Genomic DNA, 21,651 nt, shown 5'->3' on the forward strand with positions numbered 1-21,651 from the left:
TCCTTCGAATCGGAACTTGCTTGCTGCAATTATCCCTGATTGGACGTTGCAAGCTTCAAGGGGGGTTTCTCGTCAGCCACTGCATCGCCACGCAGCGGCCGCAGTTCACCATCGATCTCGGCGCCCTGGTGCATCTCCAGGCGCTCGTACTTCACATCGCCGCTGATCACCGCCTTCGGTTGCAGTTCGAGCAGCTCGGTCGAGATCACCGGCCCCATCACGGTGCCGTTGACGATCACATGACCGGCATGCACCGTGCCTTCGACCTTGGCCTTTTCGCTGATCACGAGGATATTGCGGCCACCGCCGCTGGCGACCACATCGCCGATCACCTGGCCATCGATGCGCAGGCCATCGCTGAAATGCAGTTCACCACGGATCACGGTTCCTTCGCCGATCAGCGTGCGGATCGGAGCTTGCTGCTTCTTGCCGAACATGGGGTCACCTTATTGCGGATGGGCTCGTGCGAGCGGTGCGGCAAAGGCCGGGCGAGGCTCGGGCTCAGAGCGCTGCAGACTGGGAGGCCCTGACGGCTCCCGCTTGATCGGTCAGCTTGACCTGAACTGTTTTTACCACGGCATTCGGCGGCAGGTCGATATTGCCTTCGATCCGTGCATATTGTTTCAACTGGAAGGCCTGCGGTCCGCCGGGCACCGGGTAAACCCATGGCTTGCCGTTCTGCACGCCATGCAGCGTGAAGGCGTAATGGCCGTGAAACTCGGACTGACCCTTTGGCCCGGCCTGCATCACCAGCAGCTGGAAGCGCAACTGGGCGTTGTCCTGCATCTGCACCTGCAGGCCGCGGATGCTCAGGCCCTGCTCGGCGCCGGTCGGCAGCAGACGCTCGAAGAAACCGAGGTCGGCCTTCAGCGACAGGTTTTCGGCCTCGATCTGGCGCAGTTGCTGGGCCAGCCGGTCGAGCGCGGCCTTCTCGGCGGTCAGCAGGCTTTCAGCGGTATTGGCGACCGAAACCGCCTGCTCCCGGTCCTTCTTCAGCTGCTCGACCTCGCTGCGCAGTTGCATCAGCTCGAGCTTGGCATCGCGGTCGAGCCCGGCAATGTCCTTGCCGACCTCGAACGCCCACAACGCGAGTGCGGCGGAAAAGCCGAGCACCAGCGCCGCGACAACCCAACGCAACGGCCATGGCATGTGGCTGCGCACGATCATCCGCGGAGCACTGATCGACAGCCGTCGCCGGAGGAGTCTCAATCGCATGCGTCAGGTCAGGCAGGTTGCTGCAGAAACGAACGAAGCCGCACAAGGCGGCTTCGGAGCGGACGCACCCGGCACGACGGCCGAGCGGTCCGGCGGCGCTGCAGATGTCTGGATGACATCCGCCACCGGGATCAGCGCTTGCTGAACTGCTTTCTGCGGCGTGCGCCGTGCAGACCGACCTTCTTGCGCTCGACCTCGCGGGCGTCGCGCGTGACGAAGCCGGCCCGGCTCAGATCGGGCTTCAAGGCCGCGTCATAGTCGATCAGCGCGCGGGTGATGCCGTGGCGCACCGCGCCGGCCTGACCCGACTCACCACCGCCGTGCACATTGACCTTGATGTCGAATGCAGCGTCGTTGGCGGTCAGCACCAGCGGCTGGCGCACGACCATGATCGAGGTCTGACGACCAAAATATTCGTCGACGGCACGGCCGTTGACGATGATCTGGCCGCTGCCCTTCTTGATGAAGACGCGGGCGACAGACGATTTGCGACGGCCGGTGCCGTAATTCCAGTTTCCGATCATCAGCGTTCCTCAGATCTCGAGTGTCTTGGGTTGCTGGGCGGCGTGCGGATGCGTTGCACCGGCATAAACCTTCAGCTTCTTGACCATCGCATATCCCAGCGGGCCCTTCGGCAGCATGCCCTTCACAGCCTTCTCGAGCGCGCGGCCCGGATGCTTGGCTTGCATGTCCTTGAAGCTGGTGCCGTAGATGCCACCGGGATGACCGGTATGACGGTAATAGATCTTGTCGGTGGCCTTGTTGCCGGTGACACGGATCTTGTCGGCATTGACGACGACGATGAAATCGCCGGTATCGACGTGGGGCGTGTAAATGGCTTTGTGTTTTCCGCGCAGTCGGAGGGCAACTTCACTGGCCACCCTGCCGAGGACCTTGTCGGTCGCGTCGATCACAAACCACTCATGCACCACTTCGGCCGGTTTGGCGCTGAAGGTTTTCATTTGAGTGTTCAATCTAAGGTCTAGCTCCAGACGCTACGAGGCTGACGCCACCGTCCGACCCATCCCTCGGAACCGCTTCTTTGCTTGGCGGCCTCTCGGGCTGGACCGCTCGCCACCGGAAAGCTTCCCGGCCACGAACAGGTTTTGCGTCTCGTGCGCAGGCATCAATCCTTCGATGGATGCCCTCTTCCCAGGGAGCTGCACCGGGAAAAGCCTGCGAGGATACCACGACCCTCGGCTTGATGTCGAGACGGGCCTGGCAACTTTTAGAGGGACGGTACGGAATTTAGCTGCGCGGATTCGATCATACTGCGGGTTAACCCTAGACATCGGAGATCCCATGTCGACCCCTACAGAACAAGACCAGAACCAGAACCAGATGTCACCCGCAGCCGAATCGGCGATCATCGCCGCGTCCGAGGCGGGTCGAACGGCGTCGACCCTGTCCCGCTCCGGCCGCGCGCAGGCCACCAGTGAATTCGGCCACGGCTGGGTGCCGGTGCGTTCGCTGGCGGCCCACCATCGCCCGCGATTTGTGGAGCATCTGCTGGGCCTCGATGAGGACGACCGCCGGCTGCGATTCGGCTATCCGGCCACCGACGCCCAGATCGCCCGTTATGTCGACGGCATCGACTTCGAGCGCGACGAGTTGTTCGGCATCTTCAACCGCAAGGTCGAACTGATCGCCGCCGCCCACCTCGCCTACGCACCGCCGCCGCAGATCGATGGCGTGCCGGCGATGGCCGAATTCGGCGTTTCGGTGCTGCCCCATGCACGCGGCCGCGGCTTCGGTGCACGCTTGTTCGATCATGCGATCCTGCATGCGCGCAACCGCGGTATCGGCAAGCTGTTCATCCACGCGTTGAGCGAAAACACCGCGATGCTGCGGATCGTCCAGAAGGCGGGTGCAACGGTGGTTCGCGATGGCAGCGAATCCGAAGCCTGGCTGAAGCTGCCGCCGGAGACGATTGCCAGCCGCTTCGACGAGGTCGTCGGCCAGCATGCGGCGGAAATCGACTACCAGTTCAAATGGCACGCCCACCGGGTCCACGACCTGTGGGACCTGCTGTCGACCGGTCGGAATCCGTTTGCCGCTGCCAACCCGGCCGCCAACGACTGACGCACCAGCCGCCACCGCCGCAGCAGCAAGCGGTGGCGGTTAGCATGTGCCGTGAATCAAGCGCAGACTCAACGACAACAAGATCCGAACTCGGCCGGTGGCGACAAGCCGCCAATCGCCCCGCCCTTCACCGGCCTGACCCCGGATACCGTGCTCGACGCGCTCGATGCCGTCGGCCTGCGCGGGGACGGCCGGCTGATCCAGCTCAATTCCTACGAAAACCGGGTGTTCCAGGTCTTTCTCGAGGACGGCCGGGTCGTCGTCGCAAAGTTCTACCGCCCCGGCCGCTGGAGCGATGCGCAAATCCTCGAAGAGCATGCCTTTGCGGCCGAGCTGATGGCAGACGAATGCCCTGTCGTCGCGCCCTGGCCACTGCACTTGCAACCCGACGCGATCTTGCGCGGGCGCTTGTGCACAGCGGCGAGCGACGAGGCCGCAGCGGAGCAACGACCCGCGTCCAGCACGCTGGTCGAGGTCGAGACGACCGGCGGACCGTACCGGTTTGCCGTCGTCGAGCGCCGCGCCGGCCGCGCGCCCGAACTGGAGACGCCCGGCCGCCTCGAATGGATCGGGCGCCTGCTTGGCAGGATGCACAGGGTCGGTGCGCGCCGCGCTTTTGCCGCGCGAACCCGACTGAGCGTCGACGGCATGGGCCGCGACTCGCGCAACTGGCTGGCCAACTCCGACATCGTTCCGCCCGATGTGCTGCCCGGCTGGCTTACGGCGGCCGACCGCGTGATCGATGGTGTGCAACAGGCATTCGATCGCGTCGAGCCGATTGCCGGCCTGCGGCTGCACGGGGACTGCCATGTCGGCAACATCCTGTGGACCGATGCCGGGCCGCATTTTGTCGATCTCGACGACTGCATGACCGGACCGGCCGTGCAGGACCTGTGGATGCTGTTGTCCGGCGATGCGACGGTCGCCCGCCGCGAGTTGAATGCGCTGCTGTCGGGTTATGAACAGTTCATGGATTTCGACGACCGCGAACTGGCGCTGATCGAACCGCTGCGCAGCCTGCGGATGATCCACCACAGCGCCTGGCTGGCCCGGCGCTGGGACGATCCGGCTTTCAAGGCTGGCTTTCCATGGTTCGATCAGGCCGGCTACTGGGCGCAGCGGACGACTGAGCTGCATGAGCAGGCGGAGGTGATGGCCCACCCACGTAGCGGCTGACGCCGCACCCCCTCAAGGGGGCCACACTGGTGGACCGGCGGAGCCGGATCCACGGTGTGTGCTTGACAGGTGGTGCCACGCTTGAGCCGGCGCAGGCAGGCCCTGATGTCCACCCTCACCCCCCTCGAGGGGGCTGCCTCGCTCAGGCCATCAACATCGCATTGACGCGCTTGACGTAGGCGGCGGGGTCTTCCAACTGGCCGCCTTCGGCGAGCAGCGCCTGGTCGAACAGGATGTTCGCCAGATCGTCGAAATGCGCGCTGCCGTCGAGGCGCTTGACGAGCGCATGCTCGGCATTGACTTCGAGGATCGGCTGCGAAGCCGGTGCGCTCTGGCCGGCCTGCTTCAGCATCCGCGCCAGGTGGCCGCTGATATCGCCTTCCTCGACGACCAGGCAGGCCGGTGAATCGACCAGCCGGGTGGTCACGCGCACATCCTTGGCACGGTCCTTCAGCGTCTCCTTCAGGCGCTCGAGCACCGGCTTGAAGGCCTCGGCGGCCTGCTCGGCCTGCTTCTTCTCTTCCTCGTCCTGCAATTTGCCGAGGTCGACCGCACCCTTCGCGACGCTCTGCAGCGGCTTGCCGTCGAATTCATGGACATGGCTCAGCATCCACTCGTCGACGCGGTCGGTCAGCAGCAGCACCTCGATGCCTTTCTTGCGGAAGATCTCGAGCTGCGGGCCGTTCTTTGCCGCGGCCAGGCTGTCGGCGGTGACGACGTAGATCGCGTCCTGACCTTCCTTCATCCGCTTGACATAGTCGGCGAGCGAGACACCCTCGTCGGCGTGGGTCGACGCGAAGCGGAACAGCTTGACCAGGCGCTCCTGGTTCGCGAAGTCCTCGCCGACGCCTTCCTTCAGCACGACGCCGAAATCCTTCCAGAAGGCCGCATATTTCGCGCGTTCGGCTTCGTCCTCGCTGTCGGCCAGGCTCTCCAGCATGCCGAGCACGCGTTTGGTCGAGCCTTCGCGGATCGCCTTCACGTCGCGGCTTTCCTGCAGCAGTTCGCGGCTGACGTTCAGCGGCAGGTCGGAGCTGTCGATCACGCCCTTCACGAAACGCAGGTAGACCGGCATCAGCGCCTCGGCATCGTCCATGATGAAGACGCGCTTGACGTAGAGCTTGACGCCGCCGCGCTTGTCGCGGTTCCACAGGTCGAACGGAGCCTTCGACGGGATATACAGCAGCTGCGTATATTCGCTGCGGCCCTCGACCCGGTTGTGCGTATAGGCCAGCGGCGCCTCGGTGTCGTAGCTCAGCTGCTTGTAGAACTCCTCGTACTGCTCCTGCGTGATCTCGTTCTTGTTGCGCGTCCACAGCGCGGCGGCCTTGTTGATCGGCAGCCATTCGTCGCGCTTGACCTGCTTCTTCGCCTCGGCATCCCACTCCTCCTTGCGCATCAGGATCGGCAGCGAGATGTGGTCGGAATATTTGCCGATGATCGACTTCAGCTTCCAGTGGCTGAGGTATTCCTCCTCGCCGTCGCGCAGGTGCAGCGTCACGCTGGTGCCGCGCGCATCGCGGGTGATCGGCTCGATCTCGAAGTCGCCGGTGCCCTCCGAGCTCCAGCGCATGCCCTGGTCGTGCGGCAGGCCGGCGCGGCGCGATTCGACGGTAATCTTGTCGGCAACGATGAAGCCGCTGTAGAAACCGACGCCGAACTGGCCGATCAGCTGCGCATCCTTCTTCTGATCGCCTTCGAGCGCGGCCATGAATTCGCGCGTGCCGCTTTTCGCGATCGTGCCGAGGTTGGCAACCGCCTCCTCTGCCGACAGGCCGATGCCGTTGTCGGTGATCGTGATCGTCTTCGCGTCGGCGTCGAATGCGACCCGTACGTCCAGATTCGGCTGGTCCTCGAACAGCGACGGATTGTTCAGCGCCTCGAAACGCAACTTGTCACAGGCGTCGGAGGCATTCGAGATCAGCTCGCGCAGGAAGATTTCCTTGTTCGAATACAGCGAGTGGGTGACGAGGTGCAGGATCTGCTTGACTTCGGCCTGAAATGACAGCGTTTGCTTTTCCATGATCGTTTGGTTTTCCAGAAAGGGCACGGTCCCGATGCCGGGCAGGATTTCTTCGCAGGCGAGGATGTGGGGCCGCGCCGCGCCATTTCAAGGGCGCGAGCCTCCGATCATGAAAAAAGCCCGGTGGCGTTTGCGCCACCGGGCCTTTCAGCTTGCGCTGAATCAGCGGCGGACCGAACCTTCGGCCGAACCGCCGACGCCAACCGACGCCCGGCCGTTGCCAGCCTCGGCCGAGCCGCCGGCGCCGGCCGCGGCGCCCGAGCGTCCGGCCTGGCCTTGCGCGCCGGCCTGCGAATCCGCCTGCACCTCGGTGGCAGCTGCGCGCTGGGCCGTCGAATCAGCCGTTGCGCCGAGCGTACCTGCTGCCGAACCGGCCGCATTGCGCGCTGCGTCGCCGGTCGCTGCACCCTGCGCCTGGGCTGCAGCCGCTTTCTCGGCGCCGAGGCCGAGCGCCGAGCCAGCCGTTGCGGCAGCGCTGCCTTGCGCAGCGCCGGTGATCTGTGCACGGCGGGCCGCGGCCGAGTCGGTGGCGTCGATCAGGCGACGCGTCGGCAGCGAACCGGCAGCCGAACCCTCGGCACGACCGGTGGCTGCAGCGCCACCATCGACTTCGACATGGCGACGGATTGCGCTGCCGGTCATTGCGCCACCCGCACCGCCGGTGATCTGGCCAGCGCCCACCGCGCCACCCATCGAGCCGAGGGAACCGCCCACCGCACCACCAACCGCGCCAACGGCGCCGCCGCCGAGCAGTCCGGCATGGGCGGGCAAGGTGATCACCGCGGCGCAAGCAAGCGCTGCACCGATGCCGGCACGGGAGAATGTTTGACGAATCGACATTTTTCGCTTCCTTTGTCTTGTTGGCAGACCCGGTCCATCCGGGCCTTTCAATCTGGACAACGAGCGCCGCGGCCGGATTCTTCCTCGCCTTTACAACTGGTTGCCATCGCCGCGGCAGCGGCGCGCCGGCAGCTCAGTGCGTCTTGCCGAGCAGCAACTGCAGACGGCGCGGGTCGACCCGCATCGGCTCGGCGACCAGCCCGACGCCGAAAACCGGGTCGCGGCCTGGCGCACCGAGATCGATCGCCTCTCGCTGCAGCGCGGCAACGGCGGCTCGGGCTGCAGCCGGGTCCGGATCGCGCAGGCGCGCAGCCAGCAGTCCGGCGACCAGCGGCGCGGCAAACGAGGTGCCGCGCGCAGCGACATAGTCGCTGGTCGACAACTGCGCAACCGCCAGTTCGGCACCCGGCGCGGCGAGCATCACATGAGCACCTTGTGCCGCCTCGGGCAGCACTGCGCGGCGCCGGTCGACGCCGGTGACGCCGACGACACCGGGAAAGGCCGCCGGATACAGCAGCGGCGCTGCCGGCCCGTCGTTGCCGACCGCGGCAACGACGATGTGGCCGCGCTCGATGACCGCAGCAACCGCCCGTGCGAGCAGCTTGTTCGGCGGCCCGACCAGGCTGACATTGACGACCGCAACCCGTTCACGCGCCATCCAGCCGAGTGCGGTGGCCACTGCCTCTGCAGTGCCGCCGTCGGGGCGGCCGCAATAGATGTCGGCGGCATACAGCATCGCGCCCGGCGCCGCGCCGGCAAAAGCGCCATCGCGGCCGGCCAGCAACGATGCGACGGCCGTGCCATGCGCGCTTGGCACCGCCTTGCCGTCGCAGCCAGACACGCGCTGCGTGGCGCCGCGCAAGGCCGGGTGGGCCGCATCGATGCCGCCGTCGATCAGGCCAATCCTGGTTGTCGTAGCAAGTACCCGCGCGGCCGTCACAGACGCTGGCGGGCGCTCGTCGACGCTGCCGCTGCGCAGATACAGGTGGTTGAAATCGGCCTCGATCGACGGATCGATCGCCCGCAGCCGGGCCATCGCATCGACCGTCGCCAGCCCCGGCGGCGGTTGCAGCACGACATGACGCAGACCCAGCTCCGGCATCGACTGCTCGCGCAGCACGACAAAACCGCCGGCCTGCGCAGCCGCCAGCTGCGCCTCGGTCGGCGCCAGCAGCAGCAGTTCGGCGCGAACGACCGGCTCGCCGGCCGGATCGCGCTCGACAACCTCACGATGGCGGCTCAGCAGATCGTCGATCGTGCGCCGGCGCAGCTCGCGCAGCGGCAGCGCAGAAGCCACCGAATCGACCGGCCTGGACTCCTGCAGCGAGCGGATCTGACCACCGACCGGGCCGGTGATGCCGCCGAGACCCGGCAGGGCGACGCCACCACCGCCGGGCAGGCCGAGCTGTGCGGCAGCCGGCGCCGCGGCGCACGCGAGCAGCCATCCGGCCAGCCACACCGCACCGCGCAGCCGGCGGACTTGCCGCGGCGGAAATGAAACGAAGTCCATCATGTGAAGCATAACGAACGGGACGTGGAAGAAAATCCCGCCGCCATCCGTTGTCACAACATGTCATGAGCATTACGACCGAGAACCTGCGCCGGGAGATCGTCGCGTTGCTGCCTCGCCTGCGCCGTTTTGGTCGCAGCGTGACGCGCCATCGCGAGGATGCCGACGACCTGGTGCAGCTGGCGGTCGAACGTGCCTTGATGCGCTCGGAGCAATGGCAGGCCGGCACGCGGCTGGACAGCTGGTTGTTCCGGATCATGCAGAACGCCTGGATCGATGAACTCCGCTCCCGTCACCGCCACGACCAGACATTCCTGCCGGAAGAGGCAGCCGAACATGTCGGCAGCTCGCCGACACTGGCGCAGGACGATGCGATGGCGATCGAGCAGGCAATGAAGCAATTGAGTGAGGAGCAACGCGTCGTGGTCAGTCTGGTGCTGGTCGAAGGCCTGTCCTACAAGGAGGCGGCACAGGTGCTCGGCATTCCGATCGGCACATTGACCAGCCGGTTGGCACGCGCCCGCGATGCCCTGCAGAGCTTGCTGGGCGGCCCCGAGGAAAAGAGATGAAACCGATCGATGACGAGCAGTTGATGGCCTACGCCGACGGCGAACTCGACGCCGCGAGTTCGCGCGAAGTGGCGGCCGCGATTGCGGCCGATCCCGAGCTGGCCCGGCGCGTCGCCGAGCACCGCGCGCTGCGCGACCGCCTGCAGGCCGCCTACCGGCCGATGCTCGACGAGCCGGTCCCGCCTCGGCTCGTCGAAGCCGCCGAAGAGGCGCCGGCAACCGCGCCGGTGATCGATCTGGCAACGCGCCGCGCTGCTCGTCCGGCGCCGCCGCCGAGCGAGCTGCCGCCGCAGCGCTCGCGCAGCTGGGCCGCCTGGGGCGGCCTGGCCGCCAGCGTGCTGGTCGGTGTGCTGATCGGCAAGCTGGCTGGCGACGGCAGCGCCGTCGACGAGCCGTTTGCCAACACCCCGCGCGGGCTGGTCGCCCGCGGTGCGGTTGCCGATGCCTTGTCGACGCGGCCGGCCGGTCCGGCGACCGATGGCCAGATTGCCCTGCAGATCAGCTTTGTCGACGCCAACGGCCGTTATTGCCGCACCTTCACGACGCCGGCGCTGGCCGGCCTCGCCTGCCGCGACGGCGACGACTGGGCGGTGCAGTCGCTGCTGCAAAGCAGCGACCAGCCGCAGTCCGAAATGCGTCAGGCTGCCAGCGCGCTGCCACAGGAACTGCTGGAAATCGTCGACCGGCGGATGCGCGGTGCTGCGCTCGACGCCGCCGCCGAGCAGGCCGCATTGCAACGCGGCTGGCAGCGCTGACGCCCGAAGCCGGTCAGCCTTTGCCGGCCGGTGTCTCGCGGTAACTCAGCCGCAGTTCGCGCTTCAACACCTTGCCGATTGCGCTGCGCGGCAGTTCGTCGATCAGCCGCAGGTCGGCGAGCCGCTGCGTCTTGCCGACCTGCTGGTTGAACCAATCCTTCAGCGAGTCGGCCGTATCGGTCGCGTCGGCGGCAAGCACCACATAGGCCACCGGCGTTTCGCCCCACTGCTCGGACGGCACGCCGACAACCGCGGCATCGGCAACCGACGGGTGCTGGCGCAGCTGCGCCTCGAGGTCACTCGGATAGATGTTGAAGCCGCCGCTGATGATCATGTCCTTGCGGCGATCGAACAGCGTCAGGAAACCGTCGGCGTCGAAGCGGCCGACATCGCCGGTGCGGATGAAGCGCTTGCCATCCGGCGCGAACCATTCGGCGTCGCGCGTCTTCTCCGGCTGGCGGTGGTAGCCGGTCATCATTCCGCTCGAATGGCCGACCACCTCGCCGGCTTCCCCTGGACCGACCTCGCGGCCGGCCTCGTCGATCAGCCGGATATCGTGGCCTTCGGCCGGCCGGCCGACGGTGTGCAGCTTGTCCGGATGGCGGTGCGCCTCGAGGATGCAGGTGCCGCCGCCTTCGGTCATGCCGTAGAACTCGGTCAGGCCGCCCGGCCAGCGGCGCAGCACGTCGGCCTTCAGCGCCGCGCCAAATGGCGCACTGGTGCTGAATTTCATCCGGAAGCTCGACAGGTCGTGGCGGTCGAAATCGGGCCGCGCCATCAGCCGCTGGTATTGAACCGGCACCAGCATCGTGTGGGTCACGCGCAGCTTTTCCGCCAGTTTCAGATAGTCCGCCGCGTCGAACTTGGGCATCAGCACGACGGTGCCGCCATAGGCCAGCGCGGGGAAAAAGACCACCAGCGTCGTGTTCGAATACAGCGGCGTCGCCAGCAGCGCGATCGTATCGGGGCCGTAGCCGTAGGCGACTCCGCGCCGCACATGCGACCAGCGCATGCCATGCGGCTGCACGATGCCTTTCGGCTCGCCGGTGGTTCCTGACGAATAGATGATGTTGAACGGGCTGTCGGAGCCCACCTCGACCGGTGCCGGCTGCGCCGCAGCATCGGCGATCAGCCATTGCTGCAGCGTCGATTCCGCCGCGCCCGCGGCGACCGCATCGTCGAGCGCGATCCGCGGTCGGCCGGCATCGGCAGCAAAGTCGCCGGCAGTGCCGGCATCGACAAAGATCAGCCGCGCATCGGCATCGCTGACCATCCGCGCCAGGCTGGCTGCGGTCGATCCCGGCGCCAGCGGTGCAACGACGACGCCGGCGCGCAGCGCACCGAGAAATACCGTCGCATAGTCGATCGAAGCGGTGGCGCAAACGGCGATGCTGTCGCCAGCGCGCAGGCCGTCGCGCTGCAGCGACGCAGCGACGCGGTCGACCGCCTGATCGAGCGCGGCATAGCCGAGCCGATTGCCGCCGCAGATCAATGCAGCCTGGCCGGGCCGCGCCGCGGCCGACTGCCGCAGCGTATCGCTGATCAGCCCGAACTCGGGCAATTGCGTGGTTTCCATTGGCCTTTCCATCCGTTGAGCAGGGTGCGCTCAAAAAGCGCCGTAGACGAGATTCTTGAACATTGCCCAGCAGGCCTGGCGTTGCTCGGGCGCCTGCATCAGCCAGATCGCGATCAGTTCCTCGGCCGGGTCGATCCAGAAATAGGTTCCGGCCATCCCGCTCCAGTGGTGGTCGCCAATGCTGCCCGGCACGCCGGCCTCGCCGGCCGCGATGCGCACCGCAAAACCGAGCCCGAAGCCATATCCCGGCCCCGGCAGATAACCGTTGCTTGCACCGGGCACGCGGCTGGCGCGGATCAGGTCGGCGCCGAGATGGTCGCTGGTCATCAGCTCGACTGTCTTGCGCGACAGCAGCCGCTTGCCGGCCAACGTGCCGCCGCCGAGCACCATCCGTGCAAACCGCAGATAGTCGGCCGCGGTCGAAACCAGACCGCCGCCGCCGGATTCGAAGACCGGCGGCTTCGCGACATTGATCAGCCGGATCGGCTCGCCGCTTTGCGGATCGTTGGCAAACGGCTGCGCGACGCGGTGCAGCTTGTCCGGCGGCACCGAAAAGCCGGTATCGACCATGCGCAGCGGCTCGAAGATGCGCTGCTGCAGAAATTCGCCGAGTGTCTGCCCGCTGATCCGCTCGATCAGCGCGCCGATCAGATCGGTCGCGCGGCTGTATTCCCAGACCGTGCCGGGCGCATACGCCAGCGGCAGTTCGGCCAGCCGCGCGGCAAACTGCTGGTTCGACATCCGGCCCGACTCGACGCCGGCACTGACATAGGCCGACTTGACCCGCGAAGTGCCGAAGATGCCGTAGGTCAGCCCGGCGGTATGTCGCAGCAGGTCGTGGACCAGCGGCACCGTCGGCGTCGACGGCGTGGTCGGTGGCAGCGCGACGCGGCGCAGGCTTTCGCGGCCGCGCGAGTCGCGCCAGACGACGCCGAGTTTCAGGTCGGCAAATTCGGCCATGTGCTGCGCGAGCGGATCGCGCAGCCGCAGCCGCCCCTCCTCGACCAGCATCATCAAGGCGACCGAGACGATCGGCTTGGTCATCGAATAGATGCGGAAGATCGCGTCGTCGCGCATCGCCTGATGGCGCGACGGATCCTGTTCGCCGAGTGCGGCCGCGTGCACGGTGCGGCCGCGGTGCTGGACCAGCAGCACCGCACCCGGGATCAGTCCGGCATCGATCTCGCGGCGCACCGCCGCATCGATCCGCTTCAGTCCGGCAGCGAGCATCGCGTGATCGACCTTGTGCGGCAGCCGCCGTCAGACCGCATAACCCGGCATCTGGCGATCGAGCCGGCGCAGCAGACCGGGCCAGACCAGACGCGGCCCGAGGCCCTTGCTGACTTCGAGCGATTGCGCCGGCATGCCGTCGATGATCTCCGGCGCGACCCGTGTCAGCCGGCTGCCGCCGGCCTGGGCGGCGATCTGCACCTCGCAGGCGCGCTGCAGCCGGTACATCGACAACAAGGCCTCGGCGACCGAGCGGCCGCAGGTCAGCAGGCCGTGGTTGCGCAGGATCAGGTAGTTGGCGTGTCCGAGGTCGTCGACCAGCCTGGCTTTCTCCGCATCGCGCAGCGCCAGCCCCTCGTAGCCGTGGTAGGCCAGGCTGCTCAGCGGAAAACACGCCTGCTGCGAGATCGGCAGCAAGCCTTCCTCCTGGGCCGACACCGCGACGCCGGCGATCGTGTGGGTGTGGGCAACGCAGACGACATCGTCGCGCGCCTCGTGGACTGCGCTGTGGATCACGAATCCGGCCGGGTTGACCGGATACGGCGAATCCATCAGCGGCCGCCCCTCGGCATCGACCTTGACCAGGCTCGATGCGGTGATCTCCTCGAAAAAGAGGCCATACGGATTGATCAGGAAGGCGTGGCCGCCGTGGCCATCGTCACCGGGCACACGCGCCGACAAATGGGTGAAGACGAGGTCGTCCCAGCCGAACATCGCGACCAGCCGGTAGGCGGCGGCGAGGTCGACGCGAATCTGCCATTCTTCGTCCGACACCTGCTCGCGCATCGACGGGATCTCGGTCATCTGGTTCATTTTTTCTCCTTGGGTGGCTGTTCAGTGGTGGCGGTGCCTGGCAGCGCGCGGGCCGCCTCGGCGGCCTGCAGTTCGCGCCACAACACCTTGCCGGATGCCGATTTCGGCAGCCGGTCGACAAATTCGACGAAACGCGGACATTTGTAGGCGGCCATCTGGCTGCGCGCCCAGGTGATGATGTCGCCTTCCGCAATCTGCCCGACCGACGCCGGATCGAGCACGACCAGCGCCTTCACCGTCTCGCCGCGACGCTCGTCGTGGGCGGCGATCACGCAGGCCTCGCGGATCGCCGGATGGTGGTACATGATCGCCTCGACCTCGGCCGGCCAGACCTTGTAGCCCGATGCATTGATCATCCGCTTCAGCCGGTCGACCATGAAGAAATAGCCGTCCTCGTCGATGCGCGCCAGGTCGCCGGTGCGCAGAAAACGCCGGCCGTCGATCTCGATGAAGGTTTCGGCATTCGCCGCATCGTTGTTCCAGTAGCCGAGCATCACCTGCGGCGCATCGATGACGATTTCGCCGACCTCGCCATCGGGCAGCTGCTGCAAGGACAGCGGATCAACGATCCGCGCATCGACGTCGAAGACCGGAATGCCCAGGCATTGCGGCTTCGGCCGGTGCCCCGGGTTGATGTGGGTCGCGGCCAGCGTCTCGGACATGCCGTAACCCTCGCAATAGTCGAGGCCGGTCAGCGCCTTCAGCCGGGCGACGATCGCCGCCGGCATCGCGGCACCGCCGCCGCGCAGCACCTGCAGGCTGCTCAGGTCGACATCGGCGAGCCGCGGATTGGCCAGGAAGTCGATCATCATCGTCGAGATCAGTTGCCAGACGGTGACCCGCTCGTGCGCGATGCACCAGGCCGCGGCCTCGCGGTCCCAGCGCGGCAGGATCACGATCGTCGCACCCAGATAAATCGGCCCGTTCATGCCGCCGGACATTCCGGTCACGTGGAAAAATGGCAGCGCCGACAGGAATACCGCATCCTGCGTGCGGCCGAACCACAAGGCACCACCGACCAGCGTGCTCATCGCTGTGCGATGCGTGTGTTTGCAGCCTTTCGGCCGGCCGGTCGTGCCGGAGGTATACGGCATCACGCACAGCGAATCGGGCCCGACCGACGGCGCCGGCGGCGGATGGCCAGCCGCCAGCACCTCTCGCCACGCGGTGACGCCGGGCTTGTCGACATGGCGGCGTGGCTCGGCGACGAATGCCGGCACCGGCAGCCCGGCCGGTGCTTGCTGCAATCCATCGCTGTAGGTCGCGACGATCAGGTGGCGCAGACCACCTGCTTCGTTGAGCAGCGGCAGCATGTGGTCGGCCAGATCCTGTGCGGCGAATGCGGTCGTCGCGCCGCTGTCGGCAACGTAGTGGCGCAATTCCTCGCCGAGGTTCATCGGATTGACCGGCACCACCACCGCATTGGCGCGCAGGATGCCGTAATAGGCGGCGACCCACTGCGGGCTGTTCTGCATGTAGAGCAGCACGCGGTCGCCGGCAGCCACGCCGCATTGGCTCTGCAGAAAACCGGCAATCGCCTCGGTCTGCGCAAGCAGTTCGCGGTAGCTGGTCGAGTTGCCGTAGAAGCGGATTGCCGCCTTGTCCGGATAACGCGCCGCCGATACCTCGAGGTTGTGGCTGAGGCTGGTCTGCGGCAACGTCAGGTGCAGTGGCAGCCCCGGCGGCCAGGACGCGCGATGGCGCAGGGAAGCATTCATCTGCTGCGCTGCGCGATCACGGGTGCTTCAGATGCCGCGCCAGTTCCTCCTTAGCGATCGCATTGCGGTGCACCTCGTCGGGGCCGTCAGCAAAACGCAGCGTGCGCGAGCTGGCATAGGCCTTGGCCAGGCCGAAGTCATCGCTGACCGCGCCGCCGCCGTGCACCTGCATCGCCCAGTCGATGACCTGGCAGGCCATGTTCGGCGCTGCGACCTTGATCATTGCGATCTCCTGCCGCGCATGCTTGTTGCCGACGGTATCCATCTTGTACGCGGCATGCAGCACCAGCAGCCGCGCCTGGTTGATCAGGATGCGCGAATTGGCGATGCGCTCGCGGGTCACGCCCTGGTCGGCAATCTTGCGGCCGAATGCGGTGCGCGACAACGCCCGCTGGCACATCATCTCGAGTGCCCGCTCGGCGCGGCCGATCAGCCGCATGCAGTGGTGAATGCGGCCCGGGCCGAGCCGGCCCTGCGCGATCTCGAAGCCGCGACCCTCGCCGAGCAGCACGTTCGATACCGGCACCCGCACATCCTTGAAATCGACTTCGGCATGGCCGTGCGGCGCATCGTCGTAGCCGAAGACCGGCAGGTGGCGCAGCACCTTGACACCCGGCGTATCCATCGGCACCAGCACCATCGACTGCTGCTGGTGCCGGTTCTGGTGCTGCGGGTCGGTCTTGCCCATGAAGATCAGGATCTTGCAACGCGGATCGTTGGCGCCCGAGGTCCACCACTTGCGGCCGTTGATCACGTAGTCGTCGCCGTCGCGCTCGATGCGCGCCTCGATGTTGGTCGCGTCACTCGACGCGACATCCGGCTCGGTCATCGCGAAGGCCGAGCGGATCTCGCCTTCGAGCAGCGGCTTCAGCCAGCGCTCCTGCTGTTCGGGCGTTGCATAGCGGACCAGCGTTTCCATGTTGCCGGTATCCGGTGCCGAGCAGTTGAACGGCTCGGCACCGATCGCCGAGCGGCCCATGATCTCGCACAGCGGCGCATATTCGAGGTTGGTCAGCCCGGCGCCATATTTCGATTCGGGCAGGAACAGGTTCCACAGTCCGGCGTCGCGCGCCTTCTGCTTCAGTTCCTCCATCACCGGCGCCGGCTGCCACGGGTTGCCGGCTGCGCGTGCGGCACCCATCTCGGCCTCGAAACGCGCCTCGGCCGGGTAGACATGTTCGTCCATGAATGCGCTGACCCGCGCCTGCAGGTCCAGCACCTTGTCGCTGTAAGCAAAATCCATCGTGGTTCCTTGGCTGAAGATCGGTGGTGAGGCGCTGGTTCAGGACGCAATCTGCTGCGCCAGCGCCCAGGCCTGCTCGGCCAGCGGCCGGGCACGCCGGCCGGCATCGCGGGCGCGGCTGTTCGACGCATTGCCCTGCTGCGCGCGCGCAGCGACGCCCTGCAGGATGCCGACCAGCCTGAACATGTTGAAGACCATGTAGTAGGCCCATGTTGCATCGGAAATGCTGTCGCCGAGGCGACCATCGAGTTCATGCGACGCCTGCCGCACGCGCTGCAGATAACGCTGCAGATAGTCCGCTTCCGACGGAATGCCGAGCGCGCCGAGGTCGACGCCGGCCAGCCCGCGGCTGCCCTCGCCGCTCATCCGCCAGGTCATGCAGTGGTATGCGAAATCGGCCAGCGGATCGCCGAGCGTCGACAGCTCCCAGTCGAGCACCGCGATGATGCGCAGCTGGGTCGGATGAAAAATGACGTTGTCGAGCCGGTAGTCGCCGTGGACGATGCGCGAGCGCGACGGATCGTCGTCGGACGCCGGCAGATGGCGCGGCAGCCAGTCGATCAGCCGGTCGGCGGCTTCGATCGGCTCAGTCTCGGCGGCGCGGTATTGCCGCGTCCAGCGCGCAACCTGACGTTCCATGTAATTGCCCGGCTTGCCATAGTCGGCCAGCCCGATTTGCACCGGATCGATGCTGTGCAACGCCGCGATCACGCGGTTCATCTCGTCGAAGATCGCCGCCCGCTCGGCCCGGTTCTGGCCCGGCAGCGTCGGATCCCAGAAGATCCTGCCGTCGACGTTGTCCATGATGTAGAACGGCGAGCCGATCACCGACGCGTCTTCGCACAACGCATGGGCGCGGGCCACCGGTACCTCGGTGCCGGACAACGCACGGATCACGCGGTACTCGCGCTCGACGGCGTGCGCCGACGGCAGCAGCACACCCGGCGGCTTGCGGCGCAACACGAAGGCCCGCCCGCCGGTGCTCAAGCGGAACGTCGGATTCGACTGGCCGCCCTTGAACTGCTCGACCTGCATCTCTTCACCGATGCCGTCGATGCGCCCACGCATCCAGTCGAGCAGCGCGGCCTCGTCGAAAGCGTGGCGCTCGGCAACCGGCTGGGTGCCGCTGAACTGGGCTTGCACGTCGACGGGAGCAGCGGTTTGCGGAAGCTCGTTCTGCGTGGTGGAATCTTTGTTCATCCTCGTGATCGTAGCCGCCCAGCGGTGCGGGCGCTACAGGTCATTCCCGTCAACACGCCGTTGCTCATCGCAACAGCGTCGATTCAAGCCGCTGCGTCAGGTCGATCAGCCGTGGCCTGACCTCGTCGAGCAGAAAGGCCTGCGACAGGTTGAACGACGGCCCGCCGCAGTTCAGTGCCATCGGCGGCATGCCCGGCCCGGGGCGGAATGCACGGGCGATGCCATTGACATCCTTCTGCCAGTCGCCGAACGAGCAGGTCACGCCGAGCCGGGCATGGTCCTCGAGCGCCTGATCGATGCCGGCGCGGATCGCCGGCCACGACAGATCGTCGATCTCGCGCACCCGCTCGATGAAATCGGCGCGCTCGCGTTGGTCGACCGCGGCCAGCCAGGCGCGGCCGATCGCCGAGGTCGACACCGGGATCCGCGAGCCGACATCGAGGCTCAATGTCAGCGCCGCGCTGCTGCGGCAGTTCTCGACGTAGATCATCGAAAACCGGTCGCGGGTGCCGAGCGACACCATCGCACGCGAAAAGTCGGCCAGTTCCTGCATCAGCGGCCGCGCGATCTGCCGCACGTCCATCCGCGCCAGCATTGCGCTGCCGAGCGACAGCGTCGCGGTGCCAAGGCGGTATTTGCCGGTGTCCTCGACCTGCACCAGATAACCGAGTCGGGTCAGCGTGAAGGTCAGCCGCGAGACCGTCGATTTCGGCAATTTGCAGCGCTCGGCGATCTCCTGGTTGCCGAGCGCCTTGTCGGCGGAGCGGTAACACGCGAGCACCTCGAGGCCACGCGCCAGCGCGGTGACGAAATGGCGGTCTTCCTTCTGGCGCGACATGGTGGTGGAGAGCGGTCCGTCGCCTCAGGCCGGGTGGCCCTGCAATTGACGGGGCGTGGCCCCGGCGCGGACAATGGGGGTATCAAACATGCAGAACATTGTTCTGCAGTGCAGTCGGCCGGTCAAGCTGCCGACCCATCCCGTTTCGAGACGCCATCACCGAAGGAGCAAGCCATGTCCCGCACCACCACCAAAGCGAGTTTCCACTGGGACGACCCGCTGCTGCTCGAAACCCAGCTCAGCGACGAGGAGCGGATGGTCAGGGATTCGGCGCGCAGCTATTGCCAGGAACGGCTTGCACCGCGGGTGCTCGAGGCCTTTCGCCACGAGAAGATGGATGCCGGCATCTTCCGCGAGATGGGTGAACTCGGCCTGCTCGGCCCGACGATTCCGGAAGCCTACGGTGGCTCGGGGCTGAATTACGTCTGCTACGGCCTCGTCGCGCGCGAGGTCGAGCGGGTCGACTCCGGCTACCGCTCGATGATGAGTGTGCAGAGCTCGCTGGTGATGGTGCCGATCAATGAATTCGGCACCGAGCAGCAGAAACAGAAATTTCTGCCGAAACTCGCGACCGGCGAATGGATCGGCTGCTTCGGCCTGACCGAGCCGAACCACGGCTCCGACCCGGGCAGCATGGTCACCCGCGCGCGCAAGGTCGACGGCGGCTACAGCCTGAGCGGCTCGAAGATGTGGATCACCAACAGTCCGATCGCCGATGTCTTCGTCGTCTGGGCGAAGGACGACGAGGGTGCGATCCGCGGCTTCATCCTCGAAAAGGGCATGAAGGAGCTGACTGCGCCGGCCGTGCACGGCAAGGTCGGCCTGCGCTCGTCGGTGACCGGCGAAATCGTGATGGACGGTGTGTTCTGCCCGGAGGAAAACGCGTTCCCGGAAGTGCGCGGCTTGAAGGGGCCGTTCACCTGCCTCAATTCGGCGCGTTACGGCATCGCCTGGGGCGCGCTCGGCGCGGCGGAGGACTGCTTCCATACCGCACGCCAGTACACGCTGGATCGCAAGCAGTTCGGCAAGCCGCTGGCCGCGAATCAGCTGGTGCAGAAAAAACTCGCCGACATGGAAACCGAGATCGCGCTCGGCCTGCAGGGCTGTTTGCGGCTCGGCCGGATGAAGGACGAGGCCATTGCATCACCCGAGGTGACAAGCATCCTGAAGCGCAACAGCTGCGGCAAGGCGCTCGACATCGCCCGCACCGCGCGCGACATGCTCGGCGGCAACGGCATCAGCGATGAATTCGGCGTCGCCCGCCACCTCGTCAACCTTGAGGTCGTCAATACCTATGAAGGGACGCACGACATCCATGCACTGATCCTCGGCCGCGCGATTACCGGAATAGCGGCTTTCTGAGGTCTGCCGGGCAGGATTTCACGATGTGGCACTCTGTTACAAGGGTCGTCGGGCAAAACGCCCCCTTTTGTGTGCAAATGTGTCACCATCTCAATTGCAAACCGCTGCAGCAGACGCTGCGTGCGCAACAGGATCGACCGGCTGACTGGAGCCAGATCATCGGCACCGACCAGCACCGAATGGGAGTAAAGCCATGCGAATATTGACAATCGAAGAACTGATGCAGGTCAGCGGTGGTGGCCTGACCAAGGCGCAAAAAGAGCAGGTCAAGGCATTGAAGAAGATCAACAAGGATGCCGCGAAAGCCTTGAAGAAGGAATTCAAGGCGCTCAATTCGGCGGCCAAATGCACGAAGTCCGGCTCCGGCAAGGGTTCCAGCAAGGGAACCTGCGGCCCGGTCCTGAGTTGAGACAAGGCTGACAACGGCCCGGCATTTGCCGGTCCGGACCCGCAGGCCGCTGACGCGGCCTTGCGGGTTTTTTTATGCCTCAGTCCGGCACCCGCAGCGTCTCGATGCTGACCGAGATCAACACCTGCTTGCGGGTGCGTTGCAGCTTCAGCCGGGTCGTCAGTTGCGGATCGAAAAAATCCCTGAACAGCGGCGGCCTGGGCATTTCGAACAGCTGGTCGAAATTGTCGATCAGCGACGAACCGCCGGCATAGGCCAGTTCGCTCGTGTGGCTGATTGCCTGGATCACGCACGGCACATGGGTAAAGCCCGCTTCGCGCAGCGCATAGGCGCGGTGGTAACCGTTGTTCAATACCATCCGGCCGGCGAGGCGGACCACATTCAGGTGCCTGGCGCCAAAACCGATCGGCACCGCAATGCCGGCCTGGGCGTGGCCATTCGACGTCAGCAAGGTGCGCGCGGTCGCGTCGCTGATCAGCCGCGGCGAAAAAGCCCGCAGGTCGGCGAGGTCGGACTGGAAGACATATTTCCCGCTGCCGGCATTGCAACTGACCACCGGCGGCGGATCCGCCTCGAGCGGCAGGCAGATGCCGAACAAGGCATCCTCGCGCGCGCGATCGTTGTCGGCAGCGGCGATGGCCCGGCTGAATCGCGCCGCATGGTCGAGTGACACCCGTTGCTGGAAGACAACGAGCCGGTCGAGCTCGACCATGCCGAACGCGACCGGAATGCTGCCGAAACCCTCTTCGAAATCGGGCGCGGCGGTGATGTTGTCTATATGCGGCTGTCGATCGGCTGCGATCGGCTCGATCGTGGCGCATTCAGCCTCTCCCGCCTCGCGGACGGCAATCTCTTCATAGTGCCGGGCGGCCGCACGCCATTGATCGATCAGGCGGCCCTCGGGCAGCGCATCCCCTCCGATCACGCGACGGCGGACATGCCCGATGTACTGGGTCATCGGCGGGACGCCCAGCAGGTGGAGCTCGTTGACGTGGGCATCTCTCGAGGCATCCGGATTCGCGATCAAGGCTTTCTCCTGTACGGCATCCAACGAGCTTAGCGCGGTCAGCGCACGGCCCGACGATGCGCCCT

At 66.2% G+C, this 21,651-nt stretch carries 21 protein-coding genes; 6 read left to right on the plus strand and 15 right to left on the minus strand.

Annotated elements, in window-relative coordinates; translation table 11 throughout:
• Positions 1-29: 29 nt before the first annotated feature.
• The 4 genes from ACNH6H_RS07315 to rplM form a co-directional block, all read right to left on the minus strand.
• Positions 30-437 (minus strand): bactofilin family protein, encoded by a 408-nt coding sequence (locus tag ACNH6H_RS07315; protein ID WP_418316830.1) that lies wholly within the window; start codon positions 435-437, stop codon positions 30-32.
• 64 nt (positions 438-501) lie between these two features.
• Positions 502-1,167 (minus strand): DUF6776 family protein, encoded by a 666-nt coding sequence (locus tag ACNH6H_RS07320; RefSeq protein WP_418316831.1) that lies wholly within the window; start codon positions 1,165-1,167, stop codon positions 502-504.
• A gap of 179 nt (positions 1,168-1,346) precedes the next feature.
• Entirely contained in the window at positions 1,347-1,739 is a 393-nt protein-coding gene (gene rpsI, locus ACNH6H_RS07325) for a 30S ribosomal protein S9 (protein ID WP_418316832.1), read from the minus strand.
• Positions 1,740-1,748: 9 nt separating this feature from the next.
• Positions 1,749-2,177 (minus strand): 50S ribosomal protein L13, encoded by a 429-nt coding sequence (gene rplM / locus ACNH6H_RS07330; protein WP_418316833.1) that lies wholly within the window; start codon positions 2,175-2,177, stop codon positions 1,749-1,751.
• 175 nt (positions 2,178-2,352) lie between these two features.
• Here rplM and ACNH6H_RS07335 point away from each other — a divergent pair, with 175 nt between their 5' ends.
• Positions 2,353-3,297 (plus strand): N-acetyltransferase family protein, encoded by a 945-nt coding sequence (locus ACNH6H_RS07335; protein WP_418316834.1) that lies wholly within the window; start codon positions 2,353-2,355, stop codon positions 3,295-3,297.
• A gap of 51 nt (positions 3,298-3,348) precedes the next feature.
• A complete protein-coding gene (locus ACNH6H_RS07340) occupies positions 3,349-4,473 on the plus strand; it encodes a serine/threonine protein kinase (protein ID WP_418316835.1) in 1,125 nt (374 codons plus the stop codon).
• A 142-nt stretch (positions 4,474-4,615) separates the two neighbouring features.
• Here the strand turns inward: ACNH6H_RS07340 and htpG are convergent, their stop codons facing one another.
• The 3 genes from htpG to ACNH6H_RS07355 all read right to left on the minus strand — a co-directional run bounded on the left by htpG (position 4,616) and on the right by ACNH6H_RS07355 (position 8,846).
• Positions 4,616-6,496, minus strand: coding sequence for a molecular chaperone HtpG (htpG, locus tag ACNH6H_RS07345; RefSeq protein ID WP_418316836.1), 1,881 nt, complete (start codon positions 6,494-6,496; stop codon positions 4,616-4,618).
• Positions 6,497-6,658: 162 nt separating this feature from the next.
• Complete coding sequence (locus ACNH6H_RS07350) at positions 6,659-7,336, minus strand: hypothetical protein (RefSeq protein WP_418316837.1); 678 nt, start codon at positions 7,334-7,336, stop codon at positions 6,659-6,661.
• A 133-nt stretch (positions 7,337-7,469) separates the two neighbouring features.
• Positions 7,470-8,846: a S8 family serine peptidase gene (locus ACNH6H_RS07355; RefSeq protein ID WP_418316838.1), complete on the minus strand. Its 1,377-nt coding sequence runs from the start codon at positions 8,844-8,846 to the stop codon at positions 7,470-7,472.
• A gap of 65 nt (positions 8,847-8,911) precedes the next feature.
• On the opposite strand from ACNH6H_RS07355, the gene ACNH6H_RS07360 reads away from it, so the two are divergent.
• Together ACNH6H_RS07360 and ACNH6H_RS07365 are read left to right on the plus strand one after the other, a co-directional pair.
• Positions 8,912-9,415, plus strand: a complete 504-nt coding sequence (locus tag ACNH6H_RS07360; RefSeq protein ID WP_418316839.1) for a sigma-70 family RNA polymerase sigma factor — start codon at positions 8,912-8,914, stop codon at positions 9,413-9,415.
• On the plus strand, positions 9,412-10,170 hold the full coding sequence (locus ACNH6H_RS07365; RefSeq protein ID WP_418316840.1) for an anti-sigma factor family protein: 759 nt from the start codon (positions 9,412-9,414) through the stop codon (positions 10,168-10,170). The genes ACNH6H_RS07360 and ACNH6H_RS07365 overlap by 4 nt, the downstream gene beginning before the upstream one ends.
• A gap of 13 nt (positions 10,171-10,183) precedes the next feature.
• On the opposite strand, the gene ACNH6H_RS07370 is transcribed toward ACNH6H_RS07365, so the two are convergent.
• The 7 genes from ACNH6H_RS07370 to ACNH6H_RS07400 form a co-directional block, all read right to left on the minus strand.
• Entirely contained in the window at positions 10,184-11,746 is a 1,563-nt protein-coding gene (locus tag ACNH6H_RS07370; RefSeq protein WP_418316841.1) for a class I adenylate-forming enzyme family protein, read from the minus strand.
• Positions 11,747-11,776: 30 nt separating this feature from the next.
• Positions 11,777-12,976 carry a serine hydrolase domain-containing protein gene (locus ACNH6H_RS07375; protein WP_418316842.1) on the minus strand — a complete coding sequence of 400 codons (1,200 nt, stop codon included), beginning with the start codon at positions 12,974-12,976 and terminating at the stop codon, positions 11,777-11,779.
• A gap of 30 nt (positions 12,977-13,006) precedes the next feature.
• Positions 13,007-13,789 (minus strand): class II aldolase/adducin family protein, encoded by a 783-nt coding sequence (locus ACNH6H_RS07380; RefSeq protein WP_418316843.1) that lies wholly within the window; start codon positions 13,787-13,789, stop codon positions 13,007-13,009.
• A complete protein-coding gene (locus tag ACNH6H_RS07385; RefSeq protein WP_418316844.1) occupies positions 13,786-15,507 on the minus strand; it encodes a long-chain fatty acid--CoA ligase in 1,722 nt (573 codons plus the stop codon). The genes ACNH6H_RS07380 and ACNH6H_RS07385 overlap by 4 nt, the downstream gene beginning before the upstream one ends.
• Positions 15,508-15,523: 16 nt before the next feature.
• The gene (locus ACNH6H_RS07390) at positions 15,524-16,750 is read right to left on the minus strand and encodes an acyl-CoA dehydrogenase family protein (protein ID WP_418316845.1); all 1,227 of its coding nucleotides are present in this window, start codon (positions 16,748-16,750) and stop codon (positions 15,524-15,526) included.
• 39 nt (positions 16,751-16,789) lie between these two features.
• A complete protein-coding gene (locus tag ACNH6H_RS07395; protein WP_418316846.1) occupies positions 16,790-17,950 on the minus strand; it encodes a phosphotransferase family protein in 1,161 nt (386 codons plus the stop codon).
• Between the two features lie 64 nt (positions 17,951-18,014).
• Positions 18,015-18,788 (minus strand): IclR family transcriptional regulator, encoded by a 774-nt coding sequence (locus ACNH6H_RS07400; protein WP_418316847.1) that lies wholly within the window; start codon positions 18,786-18,788, stop codon positions 18,015-18,017.
• 174 nt (positions 18,789-18,962) lie between these two features.
• Here ACNH6H_RS07400 and ACNH6H_RS07405 point away from each other — a divergent pair, with 174 nt between their 5' ends.
• Both ACNH6H_RS07405 and ACNH6H_RS07410 read left to right on the plus strand, forming a co-directional pair.
• Entirely contained in the window at positions 18,963-20,150 is a 1,188-nt protein-coding gene (locus tag ACNH6H_RS07405; RefSeq protein ID WP_418316848.1) for an acyl-CoA dehydrogenase, read from the plus strand.
• Between the two features lie 193 nt (positions 20,151-20,343).
• Complete coding sequence (locus ACNH6H_RS07410; RefSeq protein WP_418316849.1) at positions 20,344-20,559, plus strand: bacteriocin; 216 nt, start codon at positions 20,344-20,346, stop codon at positions 20,557-20,559.
• Positions 20,560-20,638: 79 nt separating this feature from the next.
• On the opposite strand, the gene ACNH6H_RS07415 is transcribed toward ACNH6H_RS07410, so the two are convergent.
• Positions 20,639-21,586 (minus strand): hypothetical protein, encoded by a 948-nt coding sequence (locus ACNH6H_RS07415; protein ID WP_418316850.1) that lies wholly within the window; start codon positions 21,584-21,586, stop codon positions 20,639-20,641.
• Positions 21,587-21,651: the final 65 nt, after the last annotated feature.

The sequence above is a fragment of the Pseudideonella sakaiensis genome, assembly GCF_048320135.1.
In the GTDB taxonomy this organism is placed as follows: Bacteria; Pseudomonadota; Gammaproteobacteria; order Burkholderiales; family Burkholderiaceae_C; genus Ideonella_A; species Ideonella_A sakaiensis_A.